Genomic DNA, 21,639 nt, shown 5'->3' on the forward strand with positions numbered 1-21,639 from the left:
CTTTATCGAAGGACAAGCGCATGACAGCTCAGATCATGGGGATCCTCAACGTGACCCCGGATTCCTTTTCCGATGGCGGCCGCTACCAGGGCTTGGAAGCGGCCTTGCGCCATGCCGAACGCTTGATTGCCGAAGGCGCTCACTGGCTCGACATCGGCGGAGAGTCCACCCGCCCCGGGGCGGCCGAGGTGCCGGAAGCCGAAGAGGTCGAGCGGGTGGTGCCGGTAGTGGAGGCGATCAAGGCCAGGTTCGACGTCAAGGTGTCGGTGGATACCTCCAAAGCCGCCGTGATGAAAGGGGCCATAGCGGCAGGGGCTGACATGATCAATGACGTCAGGGCCCTTAGGGAACCCGGCGCCCTGGCGGCGGTGGCCGCCAGCGATGTACTGGTCTGCCTGATGCACATGCAGGGCCAGCCCCGCACCATGCAGGCAGCTCCCCAGTACCAGGATCTGATGGGGGAGGTGAGCGCCTTCCTTATGGACAGGGTTGCCGCCTGCGAAGGGGCCGGCATCAAACGGGAACGCATCTGGTTGGATCCGGGCTTCGGTTTCGGCAAGTCCCTGGAAGATAACTACGTGATGCTGAACCGCCTTGAAGAATTCCAAGCCTTGGGCCTGCCGCTCTTGGTGGGCATGTCGCGAAAATCCATGGTGGGGCAATTGCTGGACAGGCCTGTCGATGAGCGCCTGGCCGGCTCCCTGGCCTGTGCCCTGGTTGCCGTTCAGCGCGGGGCTGATATCATTCGCGTCCATGACGTCCAGGCCACCCAAGATGTGCTCAAGGTCTGGCAAGCCATTACCACGGAGTGTAAAGCGTGAGCGAGCGTAAGTATTTCGGCACCGACGGGGTCCGCGGTCTCGTTGGTGAATATCCCATTACCCCCGAGTTCGCCCTCAAACTGGGCTACGCCGCCGGCAAGGTGCTGGCCAGCCGCGGCACCAACAAGGTGCTGATCGGCAAGGACACCCGCATCTCCGGTTACATGCTGGAGTCGGCCCTGGAAGCCGGGTTATCTGCGGCCGGCATCAACATCGAACTGATGGGGCCCATGCCGACGCCTGCCGTGGCCTACCTGACCCGTACCTTCAGGGCCGAAGCCGGCATCGTCATCTCCGCCTCCCACAATCCCTATCACGACAACGGCATCAAGTTCTTCTCTGCCGATGGGGAAAAGCTGCCTGACGAGGTAGAGCTGGCCATCGAAGCCGAACTGGACAAGCCCATGAACGGCATCAACTCAGAGAAGCTGGGCAAGGCCCGGCGCCTGGACGATGCCGCCGGCCGCTATATCGAGTTCTGCAAGTCCAACTTCCCGAGTCAGCTGTCCCTTAAGGGGATGCGCATGGTGGTGGACTGCGCCCACGGTGCCACCTACCACATAGCCCCGGCCGTGTTCAGCGAGCTGGGGGCCGAGGTGATCAGCATCGGCACCAGCCCTGACGGCTTCAACATCAACGCCGGCTGTGGCGCCACCGACACCAAGGCCCTGGCGGCCAAGGTGGTGGAAGTGCGGGCCGACCTGGGCCTGGCCTTGGATGGCGACGGCGACAGGGTGATGATGGTGGACGGCAAGGGACAGCTCATCGACGGTGACCAGCTGCTGTTCATCATCGCCAGCTTCTGGCAGAGCCAGGGCCTGCTGGAAGGAGGCGTGGTGGGTACCCTGATGTCAAACCTCGGCATGGAAGTGGCGCTGAAGGAAAAAGGCATCGCCTTCGACCGCGCCAAAGTGGGTGACCGCTACGTGCTGGAAATGCTGAAAAGCCGTGGTTGGACCCTGGGCGGCGAATCCTCAGGCCACATCATCAGCCTCAAGCACACCAGCACAGGTGACGGTATCGTCGCCGGCCTGCAGGTACTGCACGCCCTGCGTGCCACAGGCAGGAGCCTGGCGGAATTGGCAAGCGAGATGCCCAAGTACCCCCAGAAGCTGATCAACGTCCGCTACCAGAAGGGTCAGGACCCCTTGGCGTCTGTGCAGGTCGAAACGGCCGTGGCAGAAGTGGAAGCCGCGCTCGGTGACAAGGGCAGGGTGCTGCTGCGTAAATCCGGCACCGAACCCGTGGTAAGGGTGATGGTCGAAGGAGTACAGAAGGCCCAGGTGGAGCAGCTCGCCAAGCATATCGCCGACGCTGTAACCAGCGCTGCCCAATAAACAAGCACTTGAACGGCTTTTTGCAAAATCACCTTGCGGGGGGGCGGTGGCTTCGTTAATATCTGCCCCGCTTTCGAGGAGAAGGTTGGCCAAAAGCCATTGCTGATGCTCGAGGTCGCTTGACAGTGATTGCCAATTTGCGACAATCACGGCGCGGCGGGGACCACTCCCTGCCAGAGACAGGAAGCTGCTGATATGTACGAAGTTCTGTTAGTAGTGTACCTGCTCGTGGCGCTGGCCCTTATCGGTCTGGTAATGATCCAGCAAGGTAAAGGTGCCGATATGGGTGCGTCTTTTGGAGCAGGTGCCTCGAATACCGTTTTCGGGGCCAGTGGTTCAGGTAACTTCCTGACCCGGGCTACCGCCATAGCGGGAACGCTGTTCTTTGTCCTGAGTCTGATTCTGGGCAGCATGACAGCAAACAGGGTGAAGCCGGACGAGAAATGGCAGAACCTACAAAAACCGGCAACTGAGCAAACTCAGAAGCCGACATCAGAGAAGCCGGACGTTCCGACTAACTGATAAAAGAAATTTAGCCGAGATGGTGGAATTGGTAGACACGCTATCTTGAGGGGGTAGTGCCTTAATTGGCGTGCGGGTTCAAGTCCCGCTCTCGGCACCAAAACCTGGCAGCTTAGCTTGAAGAAATTCTTCAAGTTTATTAAGATGCCGACCTGTTTGACGCGGGGTGGAGCAGCCTGGTAGCTCGTCGGGCTCATAACCCGAAGGTCGTCGGTTCAAATCCGGCCCCCGCAACCAAACAAGATGAAGTGAATGCCAGTCACTTCGTCAGCCAGACCCCGTGCGGGGTCAGTCAACGTCAGGTTGAGAAAAGCCCCGCATGTTCGGGGCTTTTTGCTATCTGGAGTCTGCAAAAACGCCAGCTCTGACGTAGAGGCGATTTTGCAAGGGGTATCGACTATGCTTTTGCGCGTGGTCGGGCATATGACTGGGCGCTTAGCCCTTTTTTTGTTTGTGGAGAGGGGGTAAACCCTTGGCAAGACTGGAACAGCAACTGACCGACATGTTGGCCCCGGCGGTAGAAGCCCTGGGCTTTGAACTGCTTGGCATTCAAATGGCCCGCGCCGGCCGTACCACCACACTGCGTCTTTACATCGACGGCCCCGAAGGGGTGACGGTGGACAACTGTGCCGAGGTCAGCCACCAGGTCAGCGCCGTTCTCGACGTCGAGGATCCCATCCAGAGCGAGTATTTCCTGGAAGTGTCCTCTCCCGGCCTGGACAGGCCGCTGTTCGTGCCCGCGCATTTCGAGAAGGTGGTGGGCTCCGACATCGAAGTCAAATTGGTTGTGCCCGTTGCCGGGCGCCGCCGTTTTAAAGGCAAATTGGTTGCCATTGAAGGCGACATGATCCTGTTGGCATATGAAGGCAAGGAAGACCGCTTCGCCTTCAGCAATATCGATAAAGCCAACCTGGTTCCTCAGTTTTGAATAACGGCAAAGGTGTAACGAGGCATCCTGATGAATAAAGAGATCCTGCTGGTTGTCGACGCTGTCTCCAACGAAAAGGCCGTACCGCGCGAGAAGATATTCCAAGCGCTGGAGGCAGCACTGGCCACCGCCACCAAGAAAAAGCACGACAAGGAAATCGAAGTCCGGGTCGCCATTGACCGCAAGACTGGCGACTTTGACACCTTCCGCCGCTGGGAGATCGTCGACGACAACGGCGAGGTCCTGGAGCACCCCCTGAAAGAGGTGACCCTGGCCGCCGCCCGTGCCATGGAAGAGAACGATGAACTGCAGGTCGGTGAATACATCGAAGAGCAGATCGATTCCATCACCTTCGACCGTATCACCACCCAAACCGCCAAGCAGGTCATACTGCAGAAGGTGCGCGAAGCTGAGCGTGCCCAGGTGGTAGAACAGTTTGCCGACAACGTGGGCGAGCTGGTTACCGGCGTGGTCAAGAAGGCCACCCGTGACATGGTTATCCTGGATCTCGGCAACAACGCCGAGGCCGTGCTCTACCGTGACGAGATGCTGCCCCGCGAATCCTTCCGCCCCGGCGACCGGGCTCGCGCCCTGCTGTTCGCCGTCAAGCCCGAGGCTAGAGGCGCCCAGCTGTTCCTGAGCCGCGCCAAGCCGCAGATGCTGATCGAACTGTTCCGCATCGAGGTGCCGGAGATCGGCGAAGAACTCATCGAGATCAAGGGCGCCGCCCGCGATCCCGGCAGCCGCGCCAAGATCGCCGTTAAGACCAATGACCGTCGCATCGACCCCATCGGTGCCTGCGTCGGTATGCGTGGCGCCCGCGTCCAGGCCGTTTCCGGTGAACTGGAAGGCGAGCGCGTCGACATAGTGCTGTGGGACGACAACCCGGCCCAGTTCGTGATCAACGCCATGGCCCCGGCCGACGTGGCCTCCATCGTCGTGGACGAAGATGCCCACGCCATGGATATCGCCGTGGAAGAGAGCAACCTGGCCCAGGCCATCGGCCGTGGTGGCCAGAACGTGCGCCTGGCCAGCCAGCTGACCGGCTGGGAACTGAACGTGATGACGGTGGCCGATCTCAAGACCAAGCACCAGGCAGAAAGCGACAAGGTCCTCAAGAACTTCATGGATAAACTGGAGATCGACGAGGACTTCGCTGCCCTGCTGGTGGAAGAAGGTTTCTCCACCCTCGAAGAAATCGCCTACGTCCCCACCTCCGAGTTCCTGGAGATCGAGGGCCTGGACGAGGACCTGGTGGAAGAACTGCGCGGCCGTGCCAAGGCTGCCCTGACCACGGCGGCCCTGGCCTCCGAGGAGAGCCTCGAAGGTGCCGAGCCGGCCGAGGACTTACTGAATCTGGAAGGGATGGACAAGCACCTGGCCTATAGACTGGCCAGCCGCGGCGTCCGTACCCTTGAAGACCTGGCCGAACAAGGCGTTGACGATTTGGCCGACATCGACGAGCTGGATGAAACCAAGGCTGGCGAGCTGATCATGGCCGCCCGCAACATCTGCTGGTTTGGCGATGACGCCGAGGCCTAAGAACGGGATCAACGGAGGAAAGAATTAAATGGCAGAAGTTACAGTTGAAAAACTTGCCAGTGATGTAGGTACGCCGGTTGATCGCCTGATCCAACAGTTTGCCGAAGTGGGCTTGAGCAAGTCCGCCGCGGACGCGGTCAGCGAAGACGAGAAGCAGGCCCTGCTTGCCCACCTGAAAGAGCAGCACGGTGGTGGCGATGGCGCCCCCAGCCGCCTGACCCTGACGCGCAAGACCAAGAGCACCCTCTCTGTCGGTGGCACTGGTGGCCGTACCAAGGAAGTGCAAGTCGAAGTGCGTAAGAAGCGCACCTTCGTGAAGCGCGACCCGGCCGAAGAACAGGCTCGCCTGGAAGCCGAGGCGGCCGAGAAGGCCCGTCTGGAAGCCGAGGAAAAGGCCCGTAAGGAAGCCGAAGCCAAGGCTGCCGCCGAAGCCAAGGCTGCCCGCGAGGCCGAAGAAAAGGCTCGCCAGGAAGCCAAGGCCGCTGCTGCCAAAGCTGCGCCTGCTGCCGCCGCCAAGCCGGCCAAGAAGGACGACGCCGAGGCCCAGCGCCTGAAGGCCGCAGCCGAGGACCTCAAGCGCAAGCAGGAGGAGGAAGCCCTCAAGAAGGCCGAGTCCGAAGCCCTGCGCCTGGAAGAGGAAGCCCGCCGCCTGGCCGAGGAAAGCGAGAAGCGCCTGGCCGAGGAAGCCAAGAACAAGCCCAAAGAGGAAGACGAAGACAAGTCGACCTACGTCAAGGAAGCCGAAGTGCAGGCCGAGCGCGAGTCCGAAGGCCGCGGCCGCAACAGCAAGGCAGCCGCCAAGCCCCAAAGCAAGCGCAACAGCGACAAGCGCGAGCGTGACGCCGACCGCCGCAGTGCCCGCCTGCCCAAGAAAGGCAAGGGCCGCACCCCGAGCTCCATGCAGCACGGTTTCAACAAGCCGGCCCAGCCGGTCAGCCGCGACGTGGTGATCGGCGAGACCATCACCGTTGGCGAACTGGCCAACAAGATGGCGGTCAAGGCCACCGAAGTCATCAAGGCGATGATGAAGATGGGCGCCATGGTCACCATCAATCAGGTCATCGACCAGGAGACCGCTCAGCTGGTCGCCGAGGAGATGGGCCACAAGGTGGTGCTGCGCAAGGAGAACGAGCTGGAAGAGGCGGTACTGCTGGACCGTGACACCGAAGCCCAGGCCGAGTCCCGTGCCCCCGTGGTCACCATCATGGGCCACGTCGACCACGGTAAAACCTCCCTGCTGGATTACATCCGCAAGGCCAAGATCGCCGCAGGCGAGGCCGGTGGCATTACCCAGCACATCGGCGCCTACCACGTCGAGCACGAGAAAGGCATGATCACCTTCCTCGACACCCCTGGCCACGCCGCCTTTACGGCCATGCGTGCCCGTGGTGCCAAGGCTACCGACATAGTGGTGCTGGTGGTGGCTGCCGACGACGGCGTCATGCCCCAGACCAAGGAAGCCATCCAGCACGCCAAGGCGGCCGGTGTGCCCCTGATCGTCGCCGTCAACAAGATGGACAAGCCGGAAGCCGATCCTGACCGCGTCAAGAGCGAGCTGGCCCAGAACGACGTCCTCACCGAAGACTGGGGCGGCGACGTCCAGTTCGTCCCCGTTTCCGCCAAGACCGGCGAAGGCGTGGACAACCTGCTGGACGCCATACTGCTGCAATCCGAGGTGTTGGAGCTGACCGCCGTCAAGGAAGGCATGGCCTCCGGCGTGGTGGTGGAATCCCGCCTCGACAAGGGCCGCGGCCCCGTCGCGACAGTGCTGGTACAGTCAGGCACCCTCAAGCAGGGCGACATCGTCCTCTGCGGCCTCGAATACGGCCGGGTCCGCGCCATGCGTGACGAGTTCGGTACCGAGATCAAGGAAGCCGGTCCCTCCATTCCGGTGGAGATCCTGGGCCTCAGTGGCGTTCCTGCCGCCGGTGACGAAGCCACTGTTGTTCGTGACGAGAAGAAGGCCCGTGAAGTGGCCCTCTACCGCCAGGGCAAGTTCCGCGACGTCAAGCTGGCCCGCCAGCAGAAAGCCAAGCTGGAGAACATGTTCGCCAGCATGGCCGAGGGTGAAGTGTCCGAGCTGAACCTGGTGCTGAAAGCCGACGTGCAGGGCTCCGTGGAAGCCATCTGCGACTCGCTGATGAAGCTGTCCACCGACGAGGTCAAGGTCAAGATCGTCGGCTCCGGTGTCGGTGGCATCACCGAGACCGACGCCACCCTGGCTGCCGCCTCCAACGCCATCCTGCTGGGCTTCAACGTCCGTGCCGACGCTTCTGCACGCAAGGTGGTGGAAGCCGAGAACCTGGATCTGCGCTACTACAGCGTGATCTACGAACTGCTGGAAGAAGTGAAGCAGGCCATGACCGGCATGCTGGCTCCCGAGTTCAAGCAGGAGATCATCGGCCTGGCCGAAGTGCGCGACGTCTTCCGTTCGCCCAAGTTCGGTGCCGTTGCCGGCTGTATGGTCACCGAGGGTGTGGTCAAGCGTTCCGCTCCCATCCGCGTGCTGCGTGACAACGTGGTCATCTACGAAGGCGAGCTGGAATCCCTGCGTCGCTTCAAGGATGACGTGGCCGAGGTCAAGAATGGCTACGAATGTGGTATCGGCGTCAAGAACTACAATGATGTTCGTGTCGGCGACCAGATCGAAGTCTTTGAAACCGTTCAGGTAACCCGGACCCTCTAAGGTTTGGGGCGCTAAGGACGGGGGCCGCTGGCCCCCGTCCTTGTATTCAGATAGGCAAAATATTATGGCAAGAGAAGTCAGCCGTACCCGCCGGGTCGGCCAGGAGCTGCAGAAGGAGATCGCCCAGATCCTGCAGCGTGAAGTCAAGGATCCCCGCATCGGCATGGTGACCGTGTCCGCCGTCGAGGTGAGCCGCGACCTGTCCCACGCCAAGGTCTTCATCACCCTGTTCGAACAGGACGAGGAGAAGGTCAAGGAAACCATCAAGGGCCTGGCCGAGGCCAAGCCTTATATCCGCAGCCTGGTGGGTTCCCGCCTGCGCCTGCGCATCGTACCCGAACTCAAGTTCGTCCACGACACCTCCCTCATCGAGGGCATGCGCATCTCCAATGCCGTCAGCCAGGCCATCGCCAATGACGAGGCCAAGAAGGCCGCCAGCGGCCGCGAGGATGAGGACAAGGAATGAGCAAGCGCCGCGGCAAGGGGCGCCCTGTCGACGGCATACTGCTGCTCGACAAGCCCCAGGGCCTGTCCTCCAACGACGCCCTACAGAAGGTCAAGCGCATCTACTTCGCCCAGAAGGCGGGACACACCGGTGCCCTGGATCCGCTGGCCACCGGCATGCTGCCCATCTGCTTTGGTGAGGCCACCAAGTTCTCCCAGTACCTGCTGGACTCGGACAAGGGTTACCGCGTCATCGCCAAGCTGGGGGTCCGTACCGACACCTCCGACGCCGACGGTGAAGTGGTGTCCACCCGGCCGGTGAATGTCGCACCCGGCGACCTGCTGGAAGCCCTGGACAAGTTCCGTGGCCCCATCATGCAGGTGCCCAGCATGTACTCGGCCCTCAAGTACCAGGGCAAGCCCCTCTACAAGTACGCCCGTGAAGGCATAGAAGTGCCCCGTGAGGCCCGCCCCATCACCGTCTACAAGCTAACCCTGGTCCGCTTCGAAGGCGACGAGGTGGAGCTGGACGTGGAGTGCTCCAAGGGCACCTATATCCGCACCATAGTGGATGACCTCGGCGAAGTGCTGGGCTGCGGTGCCCATGTCATCATGCTGCGCCGCACCAAGGTCTCGGGTTACCCCCTGGAGCGGATGGTGACCCTGGAGCGCCTCGAGGCCATGCTGGAAAAGGCGAGGGCGGATGATGTGCCGCCAGGGCAGTTTCTCGACGCCCTGCTGCTGCCGCTGGACAGCGCCGTCCAGGATCTGCCCGCCGTGGACGTCCAGGCCGCCACCGCCTTCTACCTCAAGCAGGGCCAGGCGGTGCAGGTGCCCAAGGCACCGGCCCAGGGCCTGGTGCGGATCCTCGAAGAGGGCACCTTCATCGGCGTCGGCGACATCGACGACGACGGCAAGGTAGCCCCCAAGCGCATGGTGGTGCGCTGAGCACTTGGCAGCGCAGCCCCCATGGGGTAAACTGCGCGCCTTCCGCATGGCTGAATTAGTGATCGGCCATGCTTTATCAACCAGGAGTACATCATGTCACTAAGCGTTGAAACCAAAGCCCAAATCGTGGCCGAACACGCTCGCGGCCAGAACGACACCGGTTCCCCGGAAGTTCAGGTTGCCCTGCTGACTGCCCAGATCAACCATCTGCAAGGTCACTTCTCCCAGCACAAGAAAGATCACCACAGCCGTCGTGGTCTGCTGCGTATGGTATCCCAGCGCCGTAAGCTGCTGGACTACCTGAAGAAGAAAGACGTTCAGCGCTACGCTGCTCTGATCGGCAAGCTGGGTCTGCGTCGCTAAGAGCGAAACGGATTGGCAAGAAGGGGGCTTAGGCCCCCTTTTTTGCGTCTTGAGCCTATCCCCCGGCCACAGGCTACCTCTTGGTAAAGAGCTGCTATATACTTGGCCCGCAAGCTAAACGACCCAAAAATGACAAGGATCGGTTGATCCTAAGGACAATCAGTGAAACCCATCATCAAGAGCTTCCAGTACGGTCAGCACACCGTCACCCTGGAAACCGGTGCCGTTGCGCGCCAGGCTACCGCTGCCGTTATCGCCAGCATGGACGACACCGTCGTGCTGGTCTCCGTTGTAGGCAAGAAAGAAGCGGACCAGTCCAAGGACTTCTTCCCCCTGACCGTCAACTACCAGGAGCGTACCTACGCTGCCGGTAAGATCCCCGGCGGCTTCTTCAAGCGCGAAGGTCGTCCTTCCGAAGGCGAGACCCTGACCGCCCGCCTGATCGACCGTCCGATCCGTCCGCTCTTCCCCAATGGCTTCAAGAACGAAGTCCAGGTGGTGGCCACTGTTGTCTCCGTCAACCCCCAGGTCAGCCCTGATATCGTCGCCATGATCGGCACCTCCGCCGCCCTGGCCATCTCCGGCATTCCTTTCGCTGGCCCCATCGGTGCCGCCCGCGTCGGTTACATCAACGACAACCTGGTGCTGAACCCCACCACCGAAGAGCTGAAGTCCTCCAAGCTGGATCTGGTGGTTGCCGGTACCGAAGGCGCCGTGCTGATGGTGGAATCCGAAGCCGAGCTGCTGGCTGAAGAAGTGATGCTGGACGCCGTCATGTTCGGCCACCAGCAGATGCAGACCGTCATCACCGCTATCAACGAGCTGGCCGCCGAAGTGGGCAACCCCCAATGGGATTGGAGCGCTCCGGAAGAGAACACCGAGCTCAAAGACAAGATCAAGGCCATTGTCTGGGACAAGCTGGGCGACGCCTACCGCATCCAGGACAAGATGGAGCGCTACGCCGCCATCGGTGCCATCAAGTCCGAACTGATGGAAAGCCTGCTGGCCGACGACGCCGAACTCAACACCAAGGAAGCGGGCGAGCTCTTCTCCAAGGTCGAGAAGACCCTGGTTCGTGGCCGCGTACTGGCCGGCGAGCCCCGTATCGACGGTCGTGACCCCCAGATGATCCGTGCCCTGGACGTGGCCACAGGCGTGCTGCCCCGCACCCACGGCTCCGCCATCTTCACCCGTGGTGAGACCCAGGCCCTGGTGGTTGCCACCCTGGGTACCCAGCGTGACGCCCAGATCCTGGACGAGCTGACCGGTGAGCGCACCGACCACTTCCTGTTCCACTACAACTTCCCTCCTTACTGCGTAGGCGAGACCGGCATGATGGGCAGCCCCAAGCGCCGCGAAATAGGCCACGGCCGCCTGGCCAAGCGCGGCGTCCTGGCCGTAATGCCCTCTGCCGATGAATTCCCCTACACAGTGCGTGTGGTTTCCGAGATCACCGAATCCAACGGTTCCTCCTCCATGGCTTCCGTCTGTGGTTCCTCCCTGGCGCTGATGGACGCTGGCGTGCCGATCAAGTCCTCCGTGGCCGGTATCGCCATGGGCCTGGTCAAGGAAGAAGATAACTTCGTGGTGCTGTCCGACATCCTGGGTGACGAAGACCACCTGGGCGACATGGACTTCAAGGTGGCCGGTTCCCGCGAGGGCGTCACCGCCCTGCAGATGGACATCAAGATCGAAGGCATCACCAAGGAAATCATGCAGGTGGCCCTGAAGCAGGCCCACGATGCCCGTATCCACATCCTGGGTGTCATGGACCAGGCCATCGGTGCGCCCCGCGAAGACATCTCCGCCTACGCCCCCCGTATCCACACCATGAAGATCAACCCCGAGAAGATCCGTGATGTGATCGGTAAAGGTGGCAGCGTGATCCGCGCCCTGACCGAAGAAACCGGCACCACCATCGAGATCGAAGACGACGGCACCATCAAGATCGCCGCCGTCAGCGGCGACCAGGCCGCCGATGCCATCCGCCGTATCGAAGCCCTGACCGCCGAAGTGGAAGTGGGCCGCATCTACGACGGCCGCGTGACCAAGATCGTCGATTTCGGCGCCTTCGTTGCCATACTGCCCGGTAAGGAAGGCCTGGTACACATCAGCCAGATCGCCGAGCAGCGCATCGAAAACGTCGCCGACTACCTGCAGGTAGGCCAGGAAGTGAAGGTCAAGTGCCTGGAAGTGGACCGTCAGGGCCGCGTGCGCCTGTCCATCAAGGAAGCCATGCCTAAGCCGGTTGAAGAGGCCGCCCCTGCCGAGGCGCCCGCCGAGGCTGACGTGGCCGAAGCCGCCGAGCCCAAGGACGAATAAGTCCGGGTATTGATGAAAAGGGAGCCTCGGCTCCCTTTTTTGTTGCTATCCCTTTGTTCAAAAAGCGCCTGCCCGATAAAAAGTTAAAGGCAAAGGCCGGCAACGGTTAGCCTTGTCATCGGCAATCTGGCAGGATGTACCCAACGACTCACAGGGAATGGAATTTATGCAAAAGGCCCTGATACTGATTTTCTCCCTGGCATCCCTGTGTGGCTGCAGTACCCTGGCTCACAAGCAAGAAGAGCCAAGCAACAGCTTGATCCTGGCCGAACCTTTGGCTGTTCCTTTCCAGTCCGAGGTGGAACTGGCGCGGCTGGAGGAGATCCTGAGCCGGGCCGACCTCAACAACGACCAGCGGGCCCAGGTGTTCTACCGCCGCGGCGTCGTCTATGACTCGGTGGGCCTCAAGGCCCTGGCCAGGCGCGATTTCAACAGGGCCGTCCAGCTCAAGCCGGACATGGCCGATGCCTACAACTTCATCGGCATCCAGGCCATCTCCGCCGAGGAGTTCGAGCAGGCTTACGAGGCCCTGGACGCGGCCATAGAGCTGGATCCCAAGCACGAATACGCCTACCTCAATCGCGGTATCGCCCTCTACTACGGCGACAGGCCGGAACTGGCGGTCAAGGATCTGGAGACCTTCCTGAGCATGCAGCCCAGCGATCCCTACCGCATCCTCTGGCTGTACCTGGCCGAGCAGAAGGCGGATCCTGCGGCGGCCAAGGCCCGCCTGGCCTACAACGCCACCCGCTTACAGGGGGATCTCTGGGCCAACCAGCTGGTCGCCCTCTACCAGGGCAAGGAAAGCGAGGAGGATTTCGTGGAAGGGCTCAAGAAGGGCGTGGATTCCAACCGTGCCCTGGCCGAGCGGCTCTGCGAGGCGTATTTCTACCTGGGCAAGCTGCACCAGGCCAAGGGGGATGTCGGTGAGGCCATCAACTTCTTCAAGTTGTCCCTCACCACCAACGTGCAGGACTTTATCGAGTTCCGCTATGCGCGCCTTGAGCTGAACAGGATGCGCCGGGAGCTGTCTCACAAGGCTGGTTGAGGTCCAGGACCTCGGCCTGTTGGGGGCGAGACAGGTAGAAGCCTTGCAGGCAGTCCACCCCCAGGGCCTTGACGATGTCCACATGCTCCTTCAGTTCTATCCCTTCCGCTACCACCTTCAATCCCAGGGCCTTGGCCAGTTCGACCAGGGCCTCTACCAGGGCCCTGTCCCGCTTCGCTTCGTGGATCCGCAAGATGAAGCTCTTGTCTATCTTGAGGCAATCCAAGGGCATCCGCTGCAGGTGTGACAGGGACGAATAGCCGGTGCCGAAGTCGTCCAAGGCGATGCGCACCCCCAGCTCCCTCAGCACAGAGATGTTGTCTGAGCTGACCTGCCAATCCTCCAGCAGCGCCGTCTCGGTGATCTCCAGTTGCAGCAGCGATGCCGGCAGGCCGCTGGCCTCGATGCGTTCCTTGACCTGTGACGCGAAGCCCGCCTGGTGCAGCTGGGTGTGGGAAACGTTGACCGACACCACCACGGGCAGGCCCGCCAGCTGCCAGGCCTTGCCCTGGGCCAGAGCCTGCTCCAAGACCCAGAGCCCCAGGGGCAGGATCAGGCCGGTTTCCTCGGCCAGGGGAATGAAGGTGTCGGGATTGCTGTGGGGCCAGCGCAGCAGGGCTTCCAGGGAAACGACGCGGCCGCTCTGGCTGTCGTAGATGGGCTGGTAGACCAGGCTGAACTCCCCCGTCTCCAGGCCATGGCGCAGCTTGTCCTCCATGGCGAGCTTGCCCAGCATCTTCTCGTAAAGGCCACGGTCGAAGAAGCGGTAATGGGAGCGGCCCAGGGTCTTGGCCTGGTACATGGCCACGTCGGCGTGTTTGATCAGATCCTCGCCGTTACCGGCGTCGTCGGGATAACGGGCTATGCCGACGCTGATGGACAGGTAAAGGACGTTGCCCTTGATCTGGAAGGGGCGGGAGAAGCCCCTGGTAATGCGGTCGGCGATGGTGCGCAGGTTGTCCTGGCCGGCCTGCTTGACCAGTATCACGAATTCGTCACCGCCGTAGCGGGCCAGCAGGGCGCAGTCGGCGGACAGCTCCTTGAGGCGCTGGGCCGCCTTCTTCAGCAGTTCATCCCCTATGCTGTGGCCAAGGCCGTCGTTGACCTTCTTGAAGCCGTCCAGATCCAGGAACATCAGGGCAAAGGGCTGCTGGCGCTCCAGGCAAGGGTAGAGTGCCTCGAGGCAGCTGAAGCGGTTGGGCAGGCCGGTGAGTTGATCTTCATGGGCGCGGCGGGCCAGCTCCGTTTCGAAGCGCTTCAGCTCGTTGCGGTCTGTGACCAACTGGTTGCGCATCTCCAGCAGGTTCTTGGTGAGCTGGTCCAGTTCGTCCTGGCTCTGCTTGAGGTAGAGGGTAGGGGTCTGCTCGAGGTTGTCCAGGCGCAGCCCCTGGGCGAACTTGGATAACCGCAGCAGGCGCCGGGTGACGGTGCGCTGTACCAGCCACAGCAGCAGGCCGGAGAGGATCAGGATATAGAGGCTCAGGGTCCAGAAGGCGCTGCGCACCCTGTCCCAGGCATAGTCACGCACAGCGCCCCTGTCGAACACCAGCTCCAGCTTGCCCAGCGGTTTGCCTTCCTTGTCATGCACGGGGTAGAGGTGGGTGTCGGGATCTGCCGGCATGGTGCCTTGGGCCAATTGGATGTCCCCCGCGACCTTGGCATAGCTGGCGAAGGGCAACTGGATCAGGTTCTGCAGGTTGAGCCTGACCCGCTCTTCGTCGAAGTTCCAGATGGCGGCCGCCAGGGAGGGCATATAACCCTGCTCTACCTGGGCCAGGGCATCCCTGACCCTGGCTTCGGCGTCGCGCTTGTCCATCAGGTACTGGGTGGGGATCAGCAGCAGCATCATGGCAAAGCTCAGCCCCAGGGTGTGGACCATCAGGCGGCGACTTAACTTGGCTTGTTGCTGATAGGACATGACTGACCGGCTAATAATGAGATGCTGTTATTCCTACACTGATGCCTGTCCCGGGAATCGTCAATATCTTGTTAAGCTGAAACAGAAAATGCCTAATATCCTGCCCGGGTTAGTCCTTGATTTTCGACGCTTTGGCCCACGCGGCTTTAATCCTTGACGCCCAGTGGTTACCTTGGTGTTCAAGGAATAACAATAAAGAGACACCAAGATGAAGCTCAAGTATAGCGCTGCCTGCTGCCTGCTGGCGTTTTCGGCCCTGGGTATGGCCTCCCCCCAGCAAGGTTACTACCGGGCCCCAGCCCTGGAAGGCAACACCCTCGTCTTCACCGCCGAAGGGGACCTTTGGGCCCAGCAACTGGGCGACAAGGAGGCCCGCCGCCTGACGTCCCAGCCGGCCGAGGAAAGAGACGCGGCCTTGTCCCCCGATGGCAGCCAGGTAGCCTTCGTGGCCGACTACGAGGGGGCCAACGAGCTTTATCTGATGCCGGTCAAGGGCGGTCAGCCCAAGCGGCTGACCTTCGAGAACAGCCAGGTGCGGCTGCAGGGCTGGACGGCGGACGGCAAGCTGCTCTACGCCACCGACAACGCCGTCGGCCCCTCCAGCTACTTCGTGCTCAGGGAACTGGATCCCAAGACGCTGCAGAGCCAGGATCTGCCGGTGGCCGACGCCTCCGAAGGCAGCCTCAGCGCCGACGGCAAGACCCTCTTCTTCACCCGCTTCGGCCTGCAGGTCACAGGGGACCACGCCAAGGTCTACCGCGGCGGCGCCCAGGGCCAGCTGTGGCGCTACGACATCGGCAGCAACCATGAAGCCGTCCAACTGGCAGAGCCGGGTTCGGCCAGCGAGCCCATGGCCTACCAGGGCCGTGTCTATTACGTCTCCGACGCCGACGGCAGCCCCAACCTCTGGTCCATGGCCGGCGACGGTACTGACCGCCGCCAGCTGACCCATTACAGCGACTGGCCGGTGCGGTCCCCCGTGCTCAACGAAGGCCGTATCGTCTTCCAGCTGGGGGCCGACCTGGTGATGCTGAGCCTCGACAGCGGCAAGACCCAGACCCTGGATATCCAGCTCCAGTCCGACTTCCCCTATCGCCAGCAACGCTGGCTGAAAGATCCACTCAAGTACGCCCGCACCGCCCACCTGGCACCCCAGGGCGACAAGGCGGTGATCACCGCCCGCGGCCATGTTGCCCTGGCCGGCACCGACGGTTCGCGGCTGGTGGAAGTGGCGGCCCCCGATCACAGCCGCCTGCGTGACGCCATCCTCAGCAAGGACGGCCACTTCGTCTATGCTATCAGCGATGCCAGCGGCGAGCAGGAGATCTGGCAGTTCCCCGCCGACGGCAGCGCCGGTGCCAAGGCCCTGACCCATGACGGCCATACTCTGCGTTGGGATCTGCGCCTGTCCCCTGACGGCCGCTACATCGCCCACAGCGATAACGACGGCAAGCTGTGGCTGCTGGACCTGCAAAAAGGCAAGAACCGCCTGCTGCTGGACAACGGCAACGGCCTCGGCGCCTTCGGCGATCTGGCCTGGTCCCCCGACAGCCGCTTCCTGGCTGTAGGCGCCGCCCCCGTCGGCAAGCAAAGGCCGCAGATCCAGCTGCTGGACATCGACTCCGGCAAGCACCAGCTGCTGACCAGCGACAAGTACGAGTCCTTCTCGCCGGCCTTCAGCCCCGATGGCCATTGGCTCTATTTCCTGTCCAACCGCCACTTCAATGCCACCCCAGGCGCCCCCTGGGGGGATCGCAACATGGGTCCCATGTTCGACAAGCGTACCCAGATCTTCGCCCTCAGCCTGGACGGCAAGGCCTGTTTCCCCTTCCAGGCCCCCAATGAGCTGCTCAAAGACAGCAAGGACAGCGCCAAGGATGACAAGGCGGCCAAGGTGCAGATCGATTGGCAGGGCCTGGGCCGGCGCCTCTGGCAGGTGCCGGTGCCCGCCGGCAACTACCAGCAGCTCAGCGTCACCAAGGACAGGCTCTACCTGCTGGACAGCAACAACGACGGCGACAGCAGCCTCAAGACGGTGAAGATGGAGCGGCTCTCGCCCAAGGTGACCACCTTTGCCGGCGACGTGGCCGACTACGCCCTGTCCGGCGACAACCAGAAGCTGTTGGTCCGCAAGGCCAGCAAGCCAGAGGAGATACTGATAGTGCCGGCCGGTGCCGAGATGCCCAAGGATCTCAGCCACCAGCAGGTCCAGGCCGGCCAGTGGCAACTGGCCATCAACCCGGTGCAGGAATGGCAGCAGATGTTCCATGACGCCTGGCTGATGCACCGCGACTCCTTCTACGATCCCAAGATGCACGGCCTGGACTGGAAGGCGGTGAAGCAGCGTTTCGAACCGCTGCTGCCGCGCCTGGCCGAGCGCCACGACCTCGAGGACATGTTGGGCCAGATGATCAGCGGCCTCGATGCCCTTCACTCCCAGGTCAGGGGCGGTGACATGCCGAAAGACCAAGAGGCGGCCAGCGCTGCCGTGCTGGGGGCCAAGCTCCGCCAGGGCAAGGACGGCGTGGTCATAGAGCACATCTACGACACCGATCCTGAACTGCCAGCCGATGCCGCGCCCCTGGCCAGGCCCGGCGTGGACGCCCAGGAGGGCGACCTCATCCAGGCCATCAACGGCCGCCAGGTGGCGAGCCTGGCGGACGTCACCGAACTGCTGCGCAACCAGGCCGGCAAGCAGGTGCTGCTGAGCCTCAAGCGGGGCGGCAAGAGCCATCAGACCATCGCCTACCCTGTGGATCTGCGCACCAACAGCCAGCTGCGCTACCAGGACTGGGTCAACCACAACAGCCAGAAGGTGGCCAAGGCCTCGGGGGGCAAGGTCGGCTACCTGCACCTCTACGCCATGGGCAGCGGCGACGTTGAGAGCTTTGCCCGGGACTTCTACGCCAACCTGGACAAGGACGGCCTCATCATAGACGTGCGCCGTAACCGCGGCGGCAACATCGACTCCTGGATCATCGAGAAACTGCTGCGCCGGGCCTGGATGTTCTGGCAGCCGACCCACGGCGCCATGGACACCAACATGCAGCAGAGCTTCCGTGGCCACCTGGTGGTGTTGACCGACGAGATGACCTATTCCGACGGCGAGACCTTCTCCGCCGGCATCAAGGCCAACCACATAGCGCCGCTGATCGGCATGCGTACCGCCGGTGCCGGCGTCTGGCTGAGCGGCCGCAACGCCCTCTCCGACGGCGGCATGGCCAGGGTGGCCGAATACCCGCAGTTCGCCGTCGACGGCCACTGGATAGTGGAAGGCCACGGTGTCGAGCCCGACATCCAGGTGGAAAACCTGCCTCACGCCACCTTTGAAGGCAAAGACGCCCAGCTGGCCGCCGCCCTTCATTACCTCAAGGAGGAAATGGACAAGGCGCCGGTCAAACCCCTCAAGGGCGAGTCCCTGGCGGGTAAGGCCAGGGCGACGGACGTGATTGCCAAATAAAGGAAAGGCGCCGCAAGGCGCCTTTTTCATATGCGTCTTGGGCTTATAAGGAGCGCCTTGAATACACTAGCCCCTGTAGTTCCCTTTACCGGCGGCCCATCCTGAACAGGCTGAAATTCACTGAGGAGGATTTATGCTGACGGAGCAGCAAGCCGAGCAGGTACTGCTGAACATGCGGATGGCCATCAACGGCGTGGTCACCAAGACCAAGCGCTTCAACCCCGACGCCCACAACATCTGCTTCATCAACCTGGAGATGCGAAACGGCAACGAGCTTGTCTATTACTCCTTCTCCAACATGAGCAAGGTCTCGTCTTTGCGCCAGTCGAAGTTGGTGGCCATGGGCTATGAACTGGTGCCGGACGTCACCGACCATCTCAAGTTCTGGGCCTGCGGCGGCATGGGCCAATACCATACGGAGCCGCGCTTGGTGAACTATGTCTTCTGCCGGCCTGGGCACCTGGAGAATATCCGCAAGGCCCTGATCGTCACCGAGATCGACTGCTGCGGCAGTTGCCTGAACAACACTATCCAACCCTTCATCGACCAGTATCCGGACATCGACTTCTACACCCAGGAACACGGCGCCGTACCGTCACAGGGGGTCAGCCCCAGCTTTCAGCACTTCACGGTATGAAAAAGGCGCCTTAGGGCGCCTTTTGTTAGCGGGGTAAGGCCAGGGTCTTGACCCGGGTGCCGGTGATCACCTTCTCGAAATCTGACTTGGCCCTGTCCAGCCAATACTGGTCGCAGTCGGGCAGCATGCGATTTAGACTAAATTGGATAACCAGCTGATATTGCGTCCCTAAAGGCGTGCAGTAATAGATGTACTGAGGAATTACCCCGTGATGGGACCACCAGAAGCGCACCCAGTCCAGGCCGTTGTGGCGTACGACGTCGTAGTCCTTGGGGACGTGCATCTTTTGTGCGTTGGTCTTTATCTCGATATCGTCGCCGTAATCCTCCATCACCAGGGCCAGGTGGTCACTGTCGACGGTGCCGTCGAGGAGGCTTTGGTAGTAGGCGTCCACCTTGTCCTGGGCTGAGAGGTGCTCGCGGGTGGCGAAGAAGGCGATGGCTTTTTGCCGCCGGTGCCAGTTGTGGCCGCCCACGTCGTCCACATAACGGAAGTAGTCCCACCTCAGGTAGTCGATCAGTGCCCGGCTGTCGGGGGCTGCCAGCGGCGCCTTGAGCTCCTCTATCTTCCAACTGGCGGTGACGAAGGCGAAGGGCTCGAGCTGGTAGGGATACCATCTGGGCTGGCGGTATCGCCAGAGCGCCACCTCCAGGTCGACGAAGCGGTGGCCTGTGCGCCATTCCCTGGCGGTCTCCGGGGCGTTGTTGTCGAAATGCGTCAGGTCGACCCGGGCGGGGTATTTACCGGGCGTGCCCTCCATGATGCTGCTGGGCTGCAAGACGTCTATGAGATAGGGGCCCGCCCGCGTTTGAAAATGCTCGCAATGCTCGAAATCGGGGCCCCCGTGGGTGCCCCTGCGGATCAGGTGGTTCTTCAGTGCGCCGAGCAAGACCTAGCCTCCTTTGGCCATGTACCTGGCGACAGTTCTCGCCCTGTCGTGGTTGCCGGTCATCAGCAGCTGCCGATGATAGCTGTCTATCCCTAGGTAGGGAAGGGTGTGGGGGCTGGCCAGGCTGTCGTCGCCCGCCACCAGGCCCATGAATTTGAGGGAGCGCCACAGCCCAGAGGCGCTGAGATCGTTGCCGCCGGCCAAGTTGGGCACCATGTCGAAGGGGTTGTTGCGGCTGGATACCACTTGGATCATCGCCTGCTGGCAGACAAGCCGTGCATCCCCCATATTGCAGCCCACGCCGTGCAGACTGACCTTGTGGTGGTTCAAGGGGGTGCCGATGGCCCTGAGGTGGACCCTGACCGCCCTGGCGAAGATGATGGCCCCTTGGCTGTGGGCCACCCAATGGGTCCGCTGGCCTCGTTGCTGGGCTTCGTTGAGGACGGCAGCCAAATGGTGCACATTGTGGCTGTAGCCATGGATGCGGCCTGTGGCGCGTTTGTCGTAGCCGCACTCGAGCAGATCCTCGCCGGCGCCGTCGCTGGGATTGTGGAACAGGGTGTAGTCGTCGAAAGACTGGCCCTTGTAGGCGGTGTCCAGGTGGGTCCCCATTAGCCAGGTGGCCTTGGACAGCTCGTTGAGCATGCCGTTGACGGCGGCGTGGCGGGTTTCAACCCTGTGCACCGGCTGGGGGGTGGCGTTATCCCAGTTGTCTATCAGCTTGTTGACGATTTCCCTGTCGGTGTTGCTGCTGTCGAAAGTGGCGTGGCCATTGCGCTTGACCCGGTATAGGGCGTTGCGCTCCATATGACTGGCCCCTTCCTTGACGCCCAGCAACTGCTCATCGAAATAGATATCGTCGACGATGATCACAGGCGAGGCGACCGCGAATTTCACCAAGTAGTGGTAGCCCCCGAAAGGATACCTGGAGCGGCGCAGCCGCTGGAAGGCGTTCCTACGCTGGACGGACACGTCGGGGGCGCTGGGGTTCCTGCAGATGGCGATGATCTCTTCGATCACCTTGACGCGGTCAAAGTCGTTGAGGCTGCACAGCATTTGGAAGGCCTGGTGCTTTAGCTTGAGCCTGCCGCCTAGCCAGGTGGACAGCTTGGCCGGCAACTTCTTGACGCCAAGGGGCCTTTCCTTGTCATTGTCGAACAGCTTCGACAGTTCTGGGTATTGTGCTGCTTCACTCCAGCTGACCAGGGTATGGGCAGCTAAACTGCGCGTTTGCGCGGGGAGGATCTGACGCGACATGGCTCTTCCTTGAGACTATTCATCCGTGTGGCGACGAATTCTCAGTCAAGTTGGCTAGAGGGAGCCATGGCATATCGGACTTACGCATATAGCGATACGCGAGGGAGGGTGCAGAGAGGCAAGCTCGGGAATGGCCCGGAATGGATACTTGAATGGGGGACCTAATCACTTGCTGTACCTTAACCTGCCTTCTGTTGGCGTAGCATTGCGTCCGGTTTGCTCTATCAGCAAAGCTTCTGTTGCGTCGTAGATGGCTCCCGGTGCTTGGCGCTGAGTGGCCGCCTTCTCCATTACCTCAAGCAGGAAATGGAGAAGGCGCCGGTCAAACCCCTCAAGGGCGAACCCCTGGCGGGTAAGGCCAGGGCGACGGACGTGATTGCCAAGTAAAGCAAAGGCGCCGCAAGGCGCCTTTTTGCATCTAGGACCCAAAGCCCCTTTACCGAGAGAGCCTGCCTTATAAAGCAAGGAGTTAATGCCTATTTAAGCTGTTGCGTCTAAAGTGAATGGCAAAGAATGC

At 61.8% G+C, this 21,639-nt stretch carries 17 protein-coding genes and 2 tRNA genes; 16 read left to right on the forward strand and 3 right to left on the reverse strand.

Going from position 1 to position 21,639, the window contains the following annotated elements; genetic code table 11:
• Positions 1 to 20: 20 nt before the first annotated feature.
• From folP to nlpI, 13 genes are all read left to right on the forward strand, one after another.
• Positions 21 to 821 carry a dihydropteroate synthase gene (gene folP / locus PVT67_RS04920; RefSeq protein WP_301498438.1) on the forward strand — a complete coding sequence of 267 codons (801 nt, stop codon included), beginning with the start codon at positions 21 to 23 and terminating at the stop codon, positions 819 to 821.
• Positions 818 to 2,158 (forward strand): phosphoglucosamine mutase, encoded by a 1,341-nt coding sequence (glmM, locus tag PVT67_RS04925; protein ID WP_301498440.1) that lies wholly within the window; start codon positions 818 to 820, stop codon positions 2,156 to 2,158. The genes folP and glmM overlap by 4 nt, the downstream gene beginning before the upstream one ends.
• A 195-nt stretch (positions 2,159 to 2,353) precedes the next feature.
• Complete coding sequence (gene secG / locus PVT67_RS04930) at positions 2,354 to 2,680, forward strand: preprotein translocase subunit SecG (RefSeq protein WP_301498442.1); 327 nt, start codon at positions 2,354 to 2,356, stop codon at positions 2,678 to 2,680.
• Between the two features lie 13 nt (positions 2,681 to 2,693).
• Positions 2,694 to 2,780 (forward strand) — tRNA-Leu (locus tag PVT67_RS04935).
• A 60-nt stretch (positions 2,781 to 2,840) separates the two neighbouring features.
• Positions 2,841 to 2,917 (forward strand) — tRNA-Met (locus tag PVT67_RS04940).
• Between the two features lie 235 nt (positions 2,918 to 3,152).
• Positions 3,153 to 3,608, forward strand: a complete 456-nt coding sequence (gene rimP / locus PVT67_RS04945) for a ribosome maturation factor RimP (protein ID WP_301498445.1) — start codon at positions 3,153 to 3,155, stop codon at positions 3,606 to 3,608.
• Between the two features lie 30 nt (positions 3,609 to 3,638).
• Positions 3,639 to 5,150 (forward strand): transcription termination factor NusA, encoded by a 1,512-nt coding sequence (gene nusA / locus PVT67_RS04950; RefSeq protein ID WP_301498447.1) that lies wholly within the window; start codon positions 3,639 to 3,641, stop codon positions 5,148 to 5,150.
• A gap of 28 nt (positions 5,151 to 5,178) precedes the next feature.
• Positions 5,179 to 7,836 (forward strand): translation initiation factor IF-2, encoded by a 2,658-nt coding sequence (gene infB / locus PVT67_RS04955; protein ID WP_301498449.1) that lies wholly within the window; start codon positions 5,179 to 5,181, stop codon positions 7,834 to 7,836.
• A gap of 64 nt (positions 7,837 to 7,900) precedes the next feature.
• A complete protein-coding gene (gene rbfA / locus PVT67_RS04960) occupies positions 7,901 to 8,302 on the forward strand; it encodes a 30S ribosome-binding factor RbfA (protein ID WP_301498451.1) in 402 nt (133 codons plus the stop codon).
• Positions 8,299 to 9,228: a tRNA pseudouridine(55) synthase TruB gene (gene truB / locus PVT67_RS04965; RefSeq protein ID WP_301498453.1), complete on the forward strand. Its 930-nt coding sequence runs from the start codon at positions 8,299 to 8,301 to the stop codon at positions 9,226 to 9,228. The genes rbfA and truB overlap by 4 nt, the downstream gene beginning before the upstream one ends.
• Positions 9,229 to 9,321: 93 nt before the next feature.
• Entirely contained in the window at positions 9,322 to 9,591 is a 270-nt protein-coding gene (rpsO, locus tag PVT67_RS04970) for a 30S ribosomal protein S15 (RefSeq protein WP_301498454.1), read from the forward strand.
• 162 nt (positions 9,592 to 9,753) lie between these two features.
• Positions 9,754 to 11,913, forward strand: coding sequence for a polyribonucleotide nucleotidyltransferase (gene pnp / locus PVT67_RS04975; protein WP_301498456.1), 2,160 nt, complete (start codon positions 9,754 to 9,756; stop codon positions 11,911 to 11,913).
• Between the two features lie 166 nt (positions 11,914 to 12,079).
• Positions 12,080 to 12,961, forward strand: coding sequence for a lipoprotein NlpI (nlpI, locus tag PVT67_RS04980; protein ID WP_301498458.1), 882 nt, complete (start codon positions 12,080 to 12,082; stop codon positions 12,959 to 12,961).
• On the opposite strand, the gene PVT67_RS04985 is transcribed toward nlpI, so the two are convergent.
• Entirely contained in the window at positions 12,891 to 14,879 is a 1,989-nt protein-coding gene (locus PVT67_RS04985) for a putative bifunctional diguanylate cyclase/phosphodiesterase (RefSeq protein ID WP_301498459.1), read from the reverse strand. The genes nlpI and PVT67_RS04985 overlap by 71 nt on opposite strands.
• A 208-nt stretch (positions 14,880 to 15,087) precedes the next feature.
• On the opposite strand from PVT67_RS04985, the gene PVT67_RS04990 reads away from it, so the two are divergent.
• Both PVT67_RS04990 and PVT67_RS04995 read left to right on the forward strand, forming a co-directional pair.
• Positions 15,088 to 18,339, forward strand: a complete 3,252-nt coding sequence (locus PVT67_RS04990; protein WP_301498460.1) for a S41 family peptidase — start codon at positions 15,088 to 15,090, stop codon at positions 18,337 to 18,339.
• A gap of 133 nt (positions 18,340 to 18,472) precedes the next feature.
• Positions 18,473 to 18,976 carry a hypothetical protein gene (locus PVT67_RS04995; RefSeq protein ID WP_301498461.1) on the forward strand — a complete coding sequence of 168 codons (504 nt, stop codon included), beginning with the start codon at positions 18,473 to 18,475 and terminating at the stop codon, positions 18,974 to 18,976.
• A gap of 25 nt (positions 18,977 to 19,001) precedes the next feature.
• Here PVT67_RS04995 and PVT67_RS05000 read toward each other — a convergent pair whose 3' ends face one another.
• Together PVT67_RS05000 and PVT67_RS05005 are read right to left on the reverse strand one after the other, a co-directional pair.
• The gene (locus PVT67_RS05000) at positions 19,002 to 19,865 is read right to left on the reverse strand and encodes a hypothetical protein (protein WP_301498487.1); all 864 of its coding nucleotides are present in this window, start codon (positions 19,863 to 19,865) and stop codon (positions 19,002 to 19,004) included.
• Positions 19,866 to 19,868: 3 nt separating this feature from the next.
• Positions 19,869 to 21,122, reverse strand: coding sequence for a hypothetical protein (locus tag PVT67_RS05005; RefSeq protein WP_301498489.1), 1,254 nt, complete (start codon positions 21,120 to 21,122; stop codon positions 19,869 to 19,871).
• A gap of 264 nt (positions 21,123 to 21,386) precedes the next feature.
• Here PVT67_RS05005 and PVT67_RS05010 point away from each other — a divergent pair, with 264 nt between their 5' ends.
• Positions 21,387 to 21,509 carry a hypothetical protein gene (locus tag PVT67_RS05010; protein ID WP_301498491.1) on the forward strand — a complete coding sequence of 41 codons (123 nt, stop codon included), beginning with the start codon at positions 21,387 to 21,389 and terminating at the stop codon, positions 21,507 to 21,509.
• Positions 21,510 to 21,639 lie beyond the last annotated feature (130 nt).

Origin of the sequence: Gallaecimonas kandeliae (assembly GCF_030450055.1) — a bacterium.
GTDB classification, from domain to species: domain Bacteria; phylum Pseudomonadota; class Gammaproteobacteria; order Enterobacterales; family Gallaecimonadaceae; genus Gallaecimonas; species Gallaecimonas kandeliae.